The organism is Desulfosarcina cetonica JCM 12296 (assembly GCF_001311845.1).
GTDB classification, from domain to species: domain Bacteria; phylum Desulfobacterota; class Desulfobacteria; order Desulfobacterales; family Desulfosarcinaceae; genus Desulfosarcina; species Desulfosarcina cetonica.
Window position 1 is genome coordinate 1 of sequence record NZ_BBCC01000033.1, and the last position, 14,530, is coordinate 14,530.

Genomic DNA, 14,530 nt, shown 5'->3' on the forward strand with positions numbered 1-14,530 from the left:
TTGCTTGACCCCCCGCGGACAGTATTCCGGGCAACGCCCGCAGGTCGTGCAGCGCCAGATGTCCTCGCCGTCGATCTCCGTCAGGCCGAAGGTGGCCTGCCGGATCACCTTGCGCATGCTGAATTGCCGAACCCGGTTCCACGGGCATACCGTATCGCATTTGCCGCACTGAAAGCACAGCTTGAAAACCTCTCCACCGGCCTCTTTGATCTCTTCGATGACTTCCTTGAAGGGGGCAACTGTTTCCACGATCGTATCCGCCTCTTCTCTTGGCTTAATGGTTTAATGCTTGGTCGCTCTGGCAACGGCTTCCCTGACCGACTTGGCGCCAAACCGGTTGATCAACGAGGCGATACCGGCTTCCATTTCACCTCGCTGGACTTCTTCGTGGACGACCTCGGTTTCTCTTTCCACATAGGTCAAGGCATCGAATTTACAGGCTTGAACGCACATGGGTTCCTCGAGTGGCGGAATATCTTCGCACATGTCACACTTGAGCGGAAGGCCGGAGTCGGGCTCCTTGAAATAGTCCCTGGACGGGCAGGCGGCCGGGCAGAAGGTGCACTGGGAGTATTCCTTGCCGGCAATGGTATAACTGTTTCGGCCATTGCACTCGGCTTGGGTATAATCTCCGGCCCGGATGGGAACATACAGATCCTTGGTTTCATCCATGTAGACACGGATGCGTGCCCGCGCTGGATTGAGGCTGCTATATTTGGGAACGGAGTGGAATGCGGAGCAGGCCATTTCACACGAACGGCAGCCTGTGCATTTATCCACGTTGACAATGATCTCTTTGATAATTTTGGTTTTCTTCCCACCAGTCACGGTTACCACCCCCTTGGGATCAATTCTTTTCGATTACGGCCGGTTCGTTTTCGACAGGTGTATTTCCATTTTCGTCAAGGATGCCACGCTCAACCAGATCTTCAGCGATAAATTCGAGATCCAAGCTTTTCAGCGTCTCCTGGGTGGGAACGCCCTGATCGTTCCACCCCTTGAACTTATAATACTCGGTGAGCAGGTTCTGCTCCATTTCCTCGTCCCTGACGGCCCAGTGATCTTCAGGTGGCCGTTCGTCCTTTCTTCTCAGCCCTCTTCGTACATTGACGGCGCGAACCAGATTCCGAATCCGTTGAAAGTCTTTCCAGAGGATGGACTTGTCCATTTCCATACCGGTGGCCAAGGCGATGAACTCGGGAATATTATTGATGTGGTAGGCGATGTCGCCACCGAACTGACCCCGGAAAGAAGAGACGAATCCACACAGCCCAATGGAGTCGTCGATGTAGTGCATGGCTTCATTCCAGTCGACGATATCGCAGAAGGCCTGGGTCGGCATGAGATTGCGTTTTTCCCAGTTCATGAAGTAGTCCTTGAACTTCTGGTCCGGCACGGCGTCCCATTTATCGACAAAGGCTTGACGCTCTTTCATGTCGCGAATCGGATCTTGCGGGAAAGAACCCTCGATCTGGGTGATACTCATCTTTTCACCCGTGGCGATCATCAGAAAATAGGCGGGGTTCACCTTGCCGAGTTTGATGGGTAACTGTTCGAATCCTTTTACCGTGTTATGATCGTATTGCTCGGCACCGTTGCCAATGCGTTTTGCTGCCAAGGAGACACCGTCGGCAAGGATATCACCAATCCCTTCACGGCGAACGATTTTTTCCATGAGGTACCAGACCCGATCACCACTGTCTTCGGGAAAGTCCGGCATATCCTTGTCGGTCAGGATTCCGGCGTCGTAAAGTTCTATGCCGAAAGCAATGACTTGGGGCGTCGAGTACGAATCCAGACCATACTCCTGGGCGACGCCGAGGATATCATAGCTGAAATCCAATTCCTTGAAGGCCGCCATGTGGTAAGTGTCCTTGCCATAGCATTTGTAACCGAATCTACGGCGGCCGGGCCATTTGATTACGTTGCGGCAATTCTTGGGGCAGTTGTAGCAGCTGGTCTGGCGGTCCATGTGGTCGTATTTGAGTTTCGTCCAGCGTTCTTGTAATTCATCACTCCAAAAATCGATCCGTCTGACGCGGGCATTCCCCCAGGCGAAATGGTTGTGGTGAAAACTGTCATCCTCATCGTAGGCCATCCAGTCGCCACAGCCTTCACTTTCGGAGATGCGTTTGTGCATTTTCATGCTGATGTCAAACAACTCCGCCGGATGCGCGATATTGATATCCTTGGTGCCACGCACGGCAATGGCTTTCAGCCGCTTGTCGCCCATGATCACGCCCACGCCGCGGGCTGCACTGGAGTGACCATGGTCAATGGAAGCCGTGTAGACTCGGTTTTCACCGGCAAGACCGATGGCGGCCACCTGGACCTTGTCGTCTTTCAGTTCTTCTTTAAGCAGATCGCCGGTTTCGGTGCAGCCCTTTCCCCGCAGATGGGTGGCGTCCCTGATTTCCACCGTATCGTTATGGATGTAGAGATAGACAAGATCCGACGCTTTTCCGCGAATGATAATCTGATCATAACCGGCGTGTTTCATTTCCGGTCCAAAGAACCCACCCATGAGGGAATGAGACATCAGGTTGGTTTGGGGAGAAAAGGTGTTGACGGCAACCCGGTTTGCCCCGGGTACGGGGGTGGCATGCAGGAGCCCGGCACTGAAGATCAGTAGGTTTTCAGGAGAAAAAGGGTCTGTATCGGGAGGAACCCTGTCCCACAGAATTTTGGCTCCCGCACCCTGTCCCCCAAGAAAGAGTTCGGTCATTTTAGGATCGGTTTCAACCTTTTCAATGTTTCCCCGCGATAAATCGATTTCTAGGTTAACCCCTGTTGCTCCGTACCTCATGATTTAGCCCCTTCGATGTAAAACGTCCAATAAAGGTTGTTGGTCTATCTATATAGAGAACCAAGGTTCTCTATAAATACCTAAAGGGGGGTGGTTTTGTCAAGAGAAAAAAAACAGGTTGAAAAAGTAAAACCGTGCATGACGATCCGGGTGCGCCCGGTTGCCGGATTGGGCCTTGGCAAATGGTGAGCAATGATAAAAAGGTTAAAAAATCAAATAGTCATCTATAAAGGAGGTGCGTTTCCGGACGTGGATTTTTTTCAAAAGATGCAAAAAAAGGCAGTTGATGGATGGGCTGTCGTCCGGCGGTCGGGACTTATTCTTATCTATAGGGAGATATTATGGACGCGGAAAAAGACGGCAATGCCGTGTGGAAGGTGGTCAACCGATGGCAGTTTCCATTTTGGGTGTCCATCCATCGGTTGGCCAATGCGCCGACACGCCGAACAGGCAACAGATGCTTGAAGGCGGTGATTTCTTCAGGCGGCGCTGTTGCCTGTTTTTGTAAGGGCGCGGGAAGGGGGGCGGGAGAATCCTTTCCCATGTGTTGTGTTATTCTGCCAGACGCTTTTCCATGTCGGCCAGCATACGGATATGGCCTTTTTCCTGATTGATCAACTCCTCGACGATTTTTTGGTCCGCCTCGGTCAAATAGGGCAAGAATTCACGGAAGTAAAGAATGGCGTCTTTTTCGAAACCGATGGCCAGTTGAAACACATTTTGGCCCGAAATCGCCTTTTGAACGAATTCCTTGGAGTCGATCTTGGAATAGAGCCGGTCATCGATGACCGAATCCATATAAGCCTCCATGTCGTCAGTGTACTCGTCCGAATGCGAATCATCCTGTGGCAGGCCGTCGCGAATCTGCGAAAATGCCGTTACATGCCGGTCTTCCTCTTCGGTCAGGAACTGGAAGAGCGCTTTCATTTTATCATTGGTACTCAACTCGCAAACCGTTGCATAAAAGCTTCTGCGTTGTCTTTCTTTCTCGACCGCCGCTTCGGCGACTTCACGCGCGGAGAAAATTACAGCCACTGTGCCGTCTCCTTCATTTTTAACGTGGATCAATCGGTGGAACCGCAGCCGTCTACACCATGTGTTTGGCGACCAGTTCGGCAATATCCAGGGTTTTGATGGACTCTTCTTTTTCCAGCTCTTTCATGCCATCTTCGATCATGGTCAGGCAGAACGGGCATCCCACGGCAACGGTGTTAGCGCCATTGGCAACGATCTCCTCGGCACGTTCCAGATTGATGCGTTTGCCGATGTTTTCCTCCATCCACATTCTTCCGCCACCGGCACCGCAACAAAAGCTTTCGCTACCGTGCCGATCGAGTTCCTTGTACCCGGACAGGTTCATCGACTGTAAAATCGTTCGCGGCTCATCGTACACGTTATTGTAGCGGCCCAGGTAGCAGGGATCGTGATAGTCACCTTGCCCTGCATGGTCTGGTTGATCTGAATTTTGCCGGACTTGATCAGTTCCTGAATGAACTCACTATGATGAATGACTTCATAGTTTCCGCCCATGGTGGCGTAGTCGTGCTTCAGGGTGTTGAGGCAGTGCGGGCAAGCGGCAATGATCTTCTTGACGTTATACCCGTTCAGGGTTTCGATGTTTTCCAGCGCCATCATCTGAAAGAGCATCTCGTTGCCGACCCTTCGGGCAAAATCGCCGGTACACTTCTCCTCGACGCCCAGAATGGCAAACTTGATGCCGGCTTTCTGCAGGATTTTGGCCAGACTGACCGACACCTTCTTGGTGCGATCGTCAAAGGAGCCGGCGCACCCCACCCAGAGCAGGTATTCGACATCCGGGTTTTCGGCCATAGTGGGGATGTTCAGATCCGCGGCCCAGTCCGCACGCTTGTCGTACCCGATCCCCCAGGGGTTGCCGTTGCGTTCGAGCCCCTTGAGGGCCACGTTCAGTTCTTTCGGATAAGCCTCGGCCATCATGGTCTGTCCCTGGCGCATGGCGATGACCCGCGGCACATGTTCGATGGTTACCGGGCAGACTTCTTCACAGGCCCGGCAGGTGGTGCAGGCCCAGAGGGTGTCTTCGGCAATCACGTCGCCGATGAGCAGTTTGTCGCTTTTGATGTCGGCGATTTTGCCTTCAGGTTCTCGATCGCGCCTTCATCGGTCGTTTTTCCAAGCTCTCTGGATAGCTTGGCCCGCCGAATCACCTTGTCGGCGTTGGCGTAGAGTTCATGTTTGAGGGAATCATTGAAATCAAACAGGTTAAGGGGCTTGTCAGTGGTATAGGCCGGGCAGACTTCCTTGCAGCGCCCGCATTCGGTACAGGTATAAAGGTCAAGCCCCTGTTTCCAGTTGAGTTGATGGATATGGTTGATGCCCAAGGATTCATCTTCCCAAGCGGCTTCGTCTTCCAGGTCCAGCACTTTGGTTTTTTCATGGGGGTAGCCCAGACTTTTCAGAAACACGTTGGGCAGTGCGGTGATGACATGAAAATGCTTGCCGGTCGGCAGAACGTTCAAGAAGGTCAACTGCGTACAGATATGCACCCAGAACATGATGATCAAAAGGGTGGCGTTGACTTCCATGCCGAGTCCCGACACCAGGCTGGCCGCTCCCATCGACACCGGCGACCAAAGGAATTCGGAGCCGTATTGGGGATTGCTGATGAAGTGGATGTGGTCCTGGTTGAAGAGGTGGATCATGTTGTAGCGGGTGCCGTCATAGAGCAAATCCGAGATCATCAGGATCCCGATCATCACCAACACCAGGTATGCCTCGAAGGTGTTGTGCATGCGTGCCGGCTTGATCACCGCGCGGCGGAAAATGGCCCAGATGACCATCAAGAGGACGATGCCCTCCATGATGTCCTTCAGACCGAAATAGAGAAAGCCGACCAGATGATCGCCGCCGAGGAAGGGCAGGTGGAATCCTTCCTGGTATCCCTCCCCGTAAAGGGTGATGCTGCGGATCAACAGGACGCAGAACCCCCAGAAGATCAACGCGTGCATGATTCCGGAACTTCTCTCCTTGGATCGGCCAACCAGGCGTTTTTGGCCAATGGCGATCACCAGCAGGCTCTTCAAGCGCTGCTTGATCTGATCGGTTCGCTTGGCGGGTTCGAGCGCAGCCAGAAGCTGCACCTTGCCGACCATCGTGTTGATAAAAACGGCCAGCGCGACAAAAAGCAGAAGAGACATCAACACAGGACTCATGGCTACCTCTTACCGAATCGTCTGAAAAATGATTGGAAAAAAATAAATGCCCGTTACCGCTCGTGAGCGGGGGCGGGCATTGGATTGGCTATCCTCTGACCTTCTTGATCTCTTCGCGCAGAACCGGTACCACCTCGAAGAGGTCGCCGACAATGCCGTAATCGGCCAGGTTGAAAATCGGCGCCTCGGGATCTTTGTTGACCGCCAGGATCACCTTCGCCCCGCTCATGCCGGCGATGTGCTGGATCGCGCCGGAAATACCGAAAGCCATATAGAGCGTCGGCGCAACGATTTTACCGGTCTGGCCGACTTGCTTGTTGTGCGGCATGAGGCCGGCATCGACCATGGCCCGGGAGGACCCGAAACCGGCTTTCAGTTCGTCGGCCAGCGCCTTGACCAGATCGACACCTTCCTGGTTCTTGGCGCCGCGGCCCACGGAGACGACGATGTCGGCATCGGCCAGGTCGATGTCGCCGCTGGCATCCGAAACGATTTCTTTAATGACGGCCTTCAGGTCGGCTGCCGGGGCGGCCAGCTTGACGACGTTTTCGCTGCCCGAAATGCCTTCCTCGGCCTCGAATGCGCCTGCACGAACGACGGCCACCAGCTTGGGCGTGTTGACCTTTACGCGCTGCTTGACCTTGTTGGCGATGGCCGGGCGGACGATTTCGATCTGATCGCCATTGAGAATGACATCGGTGATGTCCGTTGCACAGGCGACATCCAGTTGGGCGGCCACACGCGGGGCGGAGGCTTGCCACTCTCCGAAAAGCCGAACCAGATCATATCGGCACCAAACTGATTGGCAGCATCGACCACGCAAGCCGCATACGGACCGGCGGAAAACATCGCCAGGCTCGGATCATCGGCGATGTACTGGGTGGCGGAACCGGCACCCGCCAGGTTTGCGGTCAGTGATTCAATACCACTGCCAATGGCCACCACGGCGGCTTCGGCGCCGATGGCTTTGGCTTTGGATAACAGTTCGGTGGTGCTGCTGCCCAGGGATCCATTTTTAATGTCTGCAACGACGAGTACTTTTGCCATGATATTGTTTTCCTTGTCTGAATCTGGTTAATGTCCAATGCGGATCGTCAATCTTGGGTCAACGTCACCTTAGAGAACATTGGCTTCGCTTGCCAGAAGACCGACCACCTCGGCGGTAATTTCGGCCGCGGCGCCTTCGAACTTCTTACCGGCTTTCCGGGACTCGGTGGCCATGAACTCGGCGACTTCCGATTTGGGCGTGCCGATTTCATCCGCCGAGAGGCCCAGCCCCGCCAGATCCATTTTTTCGATCTTTTTTTTCTTCGCCATCATGATTCCGCGCAACTGCGGCAGGCGCGGTTCGTTGATGCTGTCGCTTACCGTCACCACGGCGGGCAGGGCAACCTCGAGTATTTCAGTCCCCGCATCGCCCAGGCGGGAAACCTTGATGGTCTTGTCGTCCACGGCTTCGATGGCGATTACATTGCTCACGCAGCCCAACCCCAAGAATTCCGCCAGCAGGATGCCCGTTTGGCCGTTATCCGTGTCCTGGGCTTGTTTGCCGGTAATCACCAGATCATAGCCATCCTTCTCGAATACTTTCTGAAGTACCTTGGCGTAGGCGAAAGAATCGGCCTTGGCCAATGCTGGATCATCGATATGAATCCCTTTTTCGATCCCCATGGCGTAGGCCTTGCGGATAATTTCAGTATTATCGCCGCCGCCGATGCTGACAAGGGCGGTCTCGGCCTTGCTGTTTTCCTTGAGCTGGACGGCCGCCTCAATGGCGTTTTCATCCCATGCGTTCATCACATACTGCAGCCCGTCTTCAACAATCGCCCCATCTTTGATGTTGATGGTCAATTCTACATCAACTACCTTTTTTAAAGTGGTGAGAATTTTCAATTCGTCCTCCTAATCGTTGATGTTCCTTCGGTTATGGTTCAGAACCGGATCAAATCCTGTTTTATCGGTAAGGTCGTCCTGATGATTCCGTCCGTTCATACCTGGAATTTCCCATATCATCATGCCTTGACGAAAACGCCGGAACGGCACGCCCCTTTCAATCAAACAGCGACCTGTTTCCTGAATATAGCTTACTGGTTGGCGGGGCACGATCATGAGCAGCGAAACCCTATGGAGATGAGGGAACTATATCTCTATAGAGAACACACGATCTCTATATCTACCGATACGAATGTGCTTTGTCAAGCAAAAAATGGCCTTCCCAGCATCTTGAAAATGACTGGAAAACCATGGAAAACAGATAGTCCTCAGGTTGAAACCAACCGACCGCGGTAATCCCTTCCGCCGATGCCGGGCGTTTGATCCGTTGCCAACTGAATGAATACAATCTGTATCAAAGGCAACCCGTTCAAACTGACAATTTGTTGTTGGGTTAAATGTGCAGGATCAATTTATGGTTATAAAAAAGCTAATAAGTAGCTATTGAGCTAATTAGCCACATCGAAATCACTTGTCAATAAAAATAGGTGGCGATGCCTGGGAAACGGTTGTCACCGGTCGGAAGGGATCGCCATGGATGAAGGCATGGGCGTTATTGCCGGTGTTTGAATCGGTGGGCCACAAAAAAGCCTGGACCGCTTTGGGCGGAATCCAGGCTTCCTTATCCAATGGGCATATCACCCGATCAGGTCACGGTCGTTCCCGGAGCTTGAACCGTTGGATCTTGCCGGTCGCGGTTTTTGGCAGATCGTCGACGAATTCAATGACGCGCGGGTATTTGTAAGGCGCGAGCTTCTCTTTGACATGCCGCTTCAAGCTCGCCGAGATCGTCACTTGGCGTGTGCCCGCTTTTCAGGGCCACAAATGCCTTGGGTTTGATCAAATCCATGGCGTCCTGCATGGCGACCACGGCACACTCGGCGACTGATGGGTGGCTGAGAAGGGCGTTTTCAACTTCAAGCGGTGAGACCCAGATGCCGCTGACTTTCATGGAGTCGTTGGCCCGCGCGGAGTAGAAGAAATATCCTTCGGCATCGATGTGCCCCATGTCCCCGGTTTTCATCCAGCCGTTTACCAGGGTTTCGGCGGTTTTGTCCGGTTTCTGCCAGTATTCGGCAAAGAGCGTCTGGCTGGATACATACAGCTCACCCAGTTCACCGGCTGGCAGGGGCTTGCCCAATTCGTCACGGACCTCGATGGCGTAACCGGGCAGCGCCAGCCCGCTGGCGTTCTCCTTGACGATGCCGGGCCGGTTGGAAATATAGATGAATCCGGCTTCCGAAGATCCCAATCCGTCAAGAATGTCAATGTCGAATTTTTTCTTCCAGCGTTGAAACAGGGAGCCGGGCAAGGCTTCGCCAGCCGAGATGCAAAACCGCAGGCTGCTAAGGTCAGGGGCCTGATTGATCGCTTCCAGGTAATTGAGAATCTGGCCATAGGCCGTTGGAACGGAGAAGAAACCCGTCGGGCGATGTTTCTCGATCAACCCGAGAATGACTTCCGGTAGCGGCCGATCGGGATTGAGAATGACCGAAGCACCATAATACAGCGGCAGGTAAAGGGCATTGTTCAGACCATAGGAAAAAAACAGCTTTGAGGAGCAGAGTACACGGTCTTCGGGCGTGAATTGAACCACATGCTGGCCCCAGGCTTCGACCGCATGCACAAGATCCTTGTGGTAATGGACAACGCCCTTGGGGCGGCCCGTGGTGCCCGATGTATACAGCCAATAGGAATGGTCGGTTTTGGCCGTGGGATAGACATCCAGCTGATCGGATGCGTCCTTCATCATTTGGGACAATTCAGTGGTGCCGGGAACCGCGGCGCCGTGGACAACGACCGTTTTCAGGTGGGCCGCGTCGGCGATAATGGGCGTGAGCCTGGTATGCAATTCACTCTCCACCACCACGACCGCTGCCTGACTGTCGTTGATGAAATAGTCCAGATCTTCAGCCGTCGCCAGCATGTTGATGGGTACCGGTACGGCGCCGATTTTCATTGCTCCGAGAAAAAGCGCGATAAATTCCGGGCGATCGTGAAGCAGAAGGATGACCCGGTCACCCGGTGCGACACCCAGCTGTCGCAGGCCGTTGCCGATCCGATTGGCCATGCATCCGAGCTCGCCATAGGAAATCGTTTCGTTCTTATGAATGATCGCCGACCGTTCCGATTGAGGCCCTGCCAGATGACGTTCCAGAAGCAGACTGACCATGTTGAAGGTGTCCGGCAGCTTGAATCCGCTTTCCCAGGGATGGAGCATGAGATCATTTCCAATCATTGTTGCCTCGGCAGCCATTGTTTCCTCCCGTGTTATCGTTGGTTTTGGGTAAAAGACAGCTGAGGACGCGGCATGATTTATCGACGCGTCGGTTTATCAATTGGGTTGATGATTGAATTCAAATGGAGGCGGTTCAATGTGATGAAAAAGATTCCATATAATGAAACTTGGTTTCATAAACAGAGACTATTGAATCGATATATATCTGTCAAGAGATTAATTTATAAAATAAAATAAATAGTATTCATAATGAGGGGCGGATACGCCAGCGACGGGATGCGGAAATCCGCAGAAGAAATGAACCTTGATTGGCGAAGGGAATTCCAAAAAACAAAGCGGGCATCAGCCCGTTTGGACAGATGCCCGCTTTGTTGAAAGATGGCAGGCCAGGAGGGGCTCGAACCCCCAACACCCGGATTTGGAGTCCGGTGCTCTACCAATTCGAGCTACTGGCCTGTAAGTTTGTTGTCGTAGAACAACAGAAATAAGAACCATATCAGACATTCCCTGAATGATCAACAGGCAAGTCACACCAATGGATTACCCGTTGCATCCAGACCAATGCCTGCGCTATATCCTTATCATTGCAATGAATCCTGCAACTCAAGGTTGCATGGGGCGCGTGATACGCCGGTCCGTTCGGCGACCAACGGGAAAATACGATCAATGACACCGCTCGATCGTCATACACAACGAAAAATTGCCCTGGATCTGGTACAGCGACTCGCTGACCAGACCCCCATTGGCGTGCTGGCAACCGTCATCAACGCCATCCTGCTCTCTATTTTTCTGGTTGGTGTGTTGCCGTTGGAGCGGGTGTGCTTGTGGCTGGTTCTGTTTCTTCTGGTCTGCCTGGCCCGATTAGTGCTCCAGCGCTATCTCAACCGGCAGCCTTTATCCATCGACAAGGTTGGCCGGCATGAGGCGATTTATCTTTTTTTTCTGGCATTATCGGGATCCTTTTGGGGCGTTGTACCGATTTTCCTTTTTCCCGAATCATCCGTCGTCCACCAGGTGCTCATTGTCTTGGTTTTGGGCGGGATGGTGGCCGGTTCGGTCGGTGTCTTCGCGTCCATCATGGGCGTCTTTTATGCCTTTGGGATCCCAACGTTGGTTCCGGTAATCATCGTTTTTTTCAGTATCGGTGATCGTCTGCACACCACCATGGGTTCCTTTATGATCGTTTTTGGTGCGTTCATGCTGGTGGCGGCCAAGCGGCTCAACCGCGAAATTTACGCATTCCTGGTTCGAAAGTATGAGAATATCGACCTGATCGACAAGCTGGAACAGGAAGTTGGGGAACGGCAGCTTGCCGAGAACAGACTCGTTGAGAAAAATCGTGAGATCGAATCCATCGTGGCGGCGCGTACGGATGAGTTGCTGCAGGTCAACAAGAAACTGCAAATTGAAATCGAGGAACGCATCGAGCCGAGGCCGAGCAGAAAAAACTGGCCACCCAGCTGGAACACGCCCAGAAGATGGAAGTGCTTGGCACCATGGCCGGCGGTGTGGCGCATGACCTAAACAATATCCTTTCCGGAATCGTCAGTTATCCGGACCTTCTATTGATGCAGGTTCCCGAGGGCAGTCCCCTTTTCCGGCCCATCCAGGTCATGCAGGAATCGGGCAAAAAGGCGGCCGCGATTGTCCAGGACCTCTTGACCTTGACCCGCCGGGGGGTGTTGGTCAAAGAGGCCTTGAATCTTAATGAAGTGATCGTCGCCCACTTCGATACACCGGAGCATCACAAAATGATCTCTTTTCATCCTGGCGTGGATGTTAAGCTGGCCTTGGAAGATGACCTGCCCAATATTGCCGGCTCCCGGATTCATATAGAGAAAACCGTGATGAACCTGTTGTCCAATGCGGCCGAGGCCATGCCCGACGGCGGACAGATTCAAGTCGGTACGGCGCGTTGTCACCTGGATCGACCGCTCAAGGGATATGCCGAGGTCAATATGGGGGATTATGTGGTGTTGACGGTCAGGGACACGGGGACAGGCATTAAATCCGCCGACATCGACCGCATTTTCGAACCTTTTTTTACCAAAAAGAAGATGGGACGCAGTGGTACCGGCCTGGGAATGGCCGTTGTCTGGGCTGCCGTCAAGGATCATAACGGATATATCCAGGTGGAGAGCACTGAAGGGCGGGGTACCTGTTTCAGCCTTTATTTCCCCATTACCCATGAAGCCCGGACCGTCATCGATGCACATGAATCGATCACCGCCTACCAGGGCCGGGGCGAAACCATTTTAGTGGTGGATGACATCGACGCCCAGCGTCAGATTGCCTCGGATCTTTTAACGCAACTGGGCTACCGGGTGACCACGGCGCCGAACGGCGAAGCCGCCCTTGCACTTTTACGGAAAACGCGATTTGATCTTCTCGTATTGGACATGATCATGGATCCGGGCATGGACGGATTGGATACCTACAAGGCGGTCGTGGCCCTTCATCCTGGCCAGAGAGCCATCATCGCCAGCGGTTTTTCCGAAACCGAACGGGTGCGTGAGGCCATGCGCTTGGGTGCGGGGCCGTACATCAAAAAGCCGTACACCTGGATCAACCTGGGGCAGGCGGTGAGAACGGCCCTGACCAACCCCACTTGATAACGGCCACACCCCATGAGGGCAGCATACCAACCACCCATCACCGGTAAGCGGGCGTAGCGCGCCGGGACAGCCCCCGTTCAGCGTTACCCTGGCGGCTGCCGGAAAGTCCATAAGAAGCCAATGACACCAGCCATTGATTTTGCCAAACGCCATGGAATCGTTTTTCAGATTCACAAATACAAACACGACAAGGACAATCGCCATTATGGGGCGGAGGCCGCTGAAAAGTTGAAGGTCAGCCCCGAGAGACTCTGCAAAACCCTGGTCATTGCGATGGATGACCGCGATTTGGCCGTGGCGGTTCTGCCGGTGGCCAGGCAGTTGGACCTTAAACGGGCGGGGCAGGCGTTGGGTTGTAAAAGAGCGCAAATGGCGGATAAACGGTCCGTTGAAAAAACGACCGGCTATATCCTGGGCGGGGTGAGTCCCCTTGGCCAGAAGCGACGCCTCAACACCGTAATTGACGCTTCCGTCGAGGCCTTCGAGACGATCTTGGTCAGTGCCGGACGAAGAGGCCTGGATATTGAGCTAACTCCGGGCGACCTGTGTGCCATGACCCATGGTTTCTTTGCCGAAATCAGCAAATGAGTACTTGAAAAACGGACAGCGCGATCGCGGCTGTCGACCACTTGCTTGAGAAAAGAGAGGAAAAAATGCCTGTAGCCGATTATCAGACCTATTGCAAAATGCTGGATCGTGCCCGCGAAAAAGGCTTTGCCTACCCGGCGGTCAATGTTACCTCGCTGACCGGAGCCAATGCCGTCCTCAAAGCACTTTCCGAGAGTCGCAGCGACGGAATCATCCAGGTCTCGACAGGCGGGGCGGCGTTTGCGTCCGGGTCCAGGGTGAAAGACATGGCTCTAGGCGCGATTTCCATTGCCGAGCATGTGCATCGCGTCGCCGAACGCTACGATATTTACGTCGCACTGCACACCGATCACTGCCAGCCGCATGTCTTGGACAGTTTCGTCATCCCGTTGATCGAAGAGACCGAACGGCGTCGGGCTGCCGGGCAACCCAATTTATTCAGCAGCCACATGTTCGACGGCAGCGCGGTGCCCCTCAAGGAGAATCTCGACATCGCGGCGCCGCTTCTGGAGCGCTGCCAGAAAAGCGAGCTCATTCTCGAAATCGAGGTGGGCGTGGTCGGTGGTGAAGAGGACGGCGTAAAGGCTGATGGACCCAGCAGCAAACTCTACACCACCCCCGAAGACATGCTCGAAGCCGCCCGCTGTCTAAACAGCGTGAAGGATGCCCGTTACCTGGTGGCCGCCACGTTCGGAAATGTGCATGGGGTTTACAAACCGGGGCATGTCAAGCTCAAACCCGAAATTTTAAAAGACGGACAGGCCGCCCTGGAGAAGGTTTACGGTCAAGAGGGACGGTTCCTGCTGGTGTTTCACGGCGGTTCCGGCTCCGGGTTGAACGACATCCACGCCGCCATCGACTACGGTGTCGTCAAGATGAATATCGACACCGATACCCAATACGCCTTTTCACGTCCCATCGCCGACCATTTTTTCAAGAACTATGACGGCGTCCTGAAGGTGGATGGCGATGTGGGCCGTAAAAAAGCCTATGATCCGCGCACCTATCTGAACCTGGCGGAAGCCGGCATGGCCGAGCGCGTCAAACAGGCGATCGTTGATCTGAAAGGGGGCGGAACCACCTTGATGGATGCCTGAGC

General features: G+C 53.8%; 15 protein-coding genes and 1 tRNA gene. 4 read left to right on the forward strand and 12 right to left on the reverse strand.

The window, feature by feature from the left end; all coding sequences use genetic code 11:
- From JCM12296_RS09925 to JCM12296_RS09965, 12 genes are all read right to left on the reverse strand, one after another.
- On the reverse strand, nucleotides 1–249 hold a 249-nt coding region (locus JCM12296_RS09925; protein WP_157067509.1), incomplete at its 3' end, for a 4Fe-4S dicluster domain-containing protein.
- Between the two features lie 33 nt (nucleotides 250–282).
- Nucleotides 283–828: a 4Fe-4S dicluster domain-containing protein gene (locus JCM12296_RS09930; protein WP_054692110.1), complete on the reverse strand. Its 546-nt coding sequence runs from the start codon at nucleotides 826–828 to the stop codon at nucleotides 283–285.
- A 19-nt stretch (nucleotides 829–847) separates the two neighbouring features.
- Complete coding sequence (locus tag JCM12296_RS09935; protein WP_054692113.1) at nucleotides 848–2,806, reverse strand: aldehyde ferredoxin oxidoreductase N-terminal domain-containing protein; 1,959 nt, start codon at nucleotides 2,804–2,806, stop codon at nucleotides 848–850.
- Between the two features lie 552 nt (nucleotides 2,807–3,358).
- A complete protein-coding gene (locus tag JCM12296_RS09940) occupies nucleotides 3,359–3,841 on the reverse strand; it encodes a ferritin-like domain-containing protein (protein ID WP_054692116.1) in 483 nt (160 codons plus the stop codon).
- Nucleotides 3,842–3,893: 52 nt separating this feature from the next.
- Nucleotides 3,894–4,199, reverse strand: a complete 306-nt coding sequence (locus tag JCM12296_RS43985; protein ID WP_246804117.1) for a heterodisulfide reductase-related iron-sulfur binding cluster — start codon at nucleotides 4,197–4,199, stop codon at nucleotides 3,894–3,896.
- The gene (locus tag JCM12296_RS43990; RefSeq protein ID WP_246804118.1) at nucleotides 4,163–4,876 is read right to left on the reverse strand and encodes a (Fe-S)-binding protein; all 714 of its coding nucleotides are present in this window, start codon (nucleotides 4,874–4,876) and stop codon (nucleotides 4,163–4,165) included. Before JCM12296_RS43990 ends, JCM12296_RS43985 begins: the two co-directional genes overlap by 37 nt.
- Nucleotides 4,873–5,997: a hypothetical protein gene (locus JCM12296_RS43995; protein ID WP_246804119.1), complete on the reverse strand. Its 1,125-nt coding sequence runs from the start codon at nucleotides 5,995–5,997 to the stop codon at nucleotides 4,873–4,875. The genes JCM12296_RS43990 and JCM12296_RS43995 overlap by 4 nt, the downstream gene beginning before the upstream one ends.
- A gap of 88 nt (nucleotides 5,998–6,085) precedes the next feature.
- The gene (locus JCM12296_RS47295) at nucleotides 6,086–6,736 is read right to left on the reverse strand and encodes an electron transfer flavoprotein subunit alpha/FixB family protein (protein WP_281491968.1); all 651 of its coding nucleotides are present in this window, start codon (nucleotides 6,734–6,736) and stop codon (nucleotides 6,086–6,088) included.
- Entirely contained in the window at nucleotides 6,622–7,044 is a 423-nt protein-coding gene (locus tag JCM12296_RS44005; RefSeq protein ID WP_281491969.1) for a hypothetical protein, read from the reverse strand. The genes JCM12296_RS47295 and JCM12296_RS44005 overlap by 115 nt, the downstream gene beginning before the upstream one ends.
- Nucleotides 7,045–7,113: 69 nt before the next feature.
- Nucleotides 7,114–7,890: an electron transfer flavoprotein subunit beta/FixA family protein gene (locus tag JCM12296_RS09955; protein ID WP_054692119.1), complete on the reverse strand. Its 777-nt coding sequence runs from the start codon at nucleotides 7,888–7,890 to the stop codon at nucleotides 7,114–7,116.
- Nucleotides 7,891–8,710: 820 nt separating this feature from the next.
- Nucleotides 8,711–10,246, reverse strand: a complete 1,536-nt coding sequence (locus tag JCM12296_RS09960; RefSeq protein ID WP_054692123.1) for a benzoate-CoA ligase family protein — start codon at nucleotides 10,244–10,246, stop codon at nucleotides 8,711–8,713.
- Nucleotides 10,247–10,607: 361 nt separating this feature from the next.
- Nucleotides 10,608–10,684 (reverse strand) — tRNA-Trp (locus JCM12296_RS09965).
- Nucleotides 10,685–10,894: 210 nt separating this feature from the next.
- Between JCM12296_RS09965 and JCM12296_RS38105 the strand changes: the two genes are divergently transcribed.
- The 4 genes from JCM12296_RS38105 to fbaA all read left to right on the forward strand — a co-directional run bounded on the left by JCM12296_RS38105 (nucleotide 10,895) and on the right by fbaA (nucleotide 14,528).
- Entirely contained in the window at nucleotides 10,895–11,752 is an 858-nt protein-coding gene (locus JCM12296_RS38105) for a hypothetical protein (protein WP_054692126.1), read from the forward strand.
- Complete coding sequence (locus tag JCM12296_RS09975) at nucleotides 11,707–12,840, forward strand: ATP-binding protein (RefSeq protein WP_083456014.1); 1,134 nt, start codon at nucleotides 11,707–11,709, stop codon at nucleotides 12,838–12,840. Before JCM12296_RS38105 ends, JCM12296_RS09975 begins: the two co-directional genes overlap by 46 nt.
- A 123-nt stretch (nucleotides 12,841–12,963) precedes the next feature.
- Complete coding sequence (gene ybaK, locus JCM12296_RS09980) at nucleotides 12,964–13,431, forward strand: Cys-tRNA(Pro) deacylase (protein ID WP_054692131.1); 468 nt, start codon at nucleotides 12,964–12,966, stop codon at nucleotides 13,429–13,431.
- Nucleotides 13,432–13,496: 65 nt separating this feature from the next.
- Nucleotides 13,497–14,528, forward strand: coding sequence for a class II fructose-bisphosphate aldolase (fbaA, locus tag JCM12296_RS09985; protein WP_054692134.1), 1,032 nt, complete (start codon nucleotides 13,497–13,499; stop codon nucleotides 14,526–14,528).
- Nucleotides 14,529–14,530: the final 2 nt, after the last annotated feature.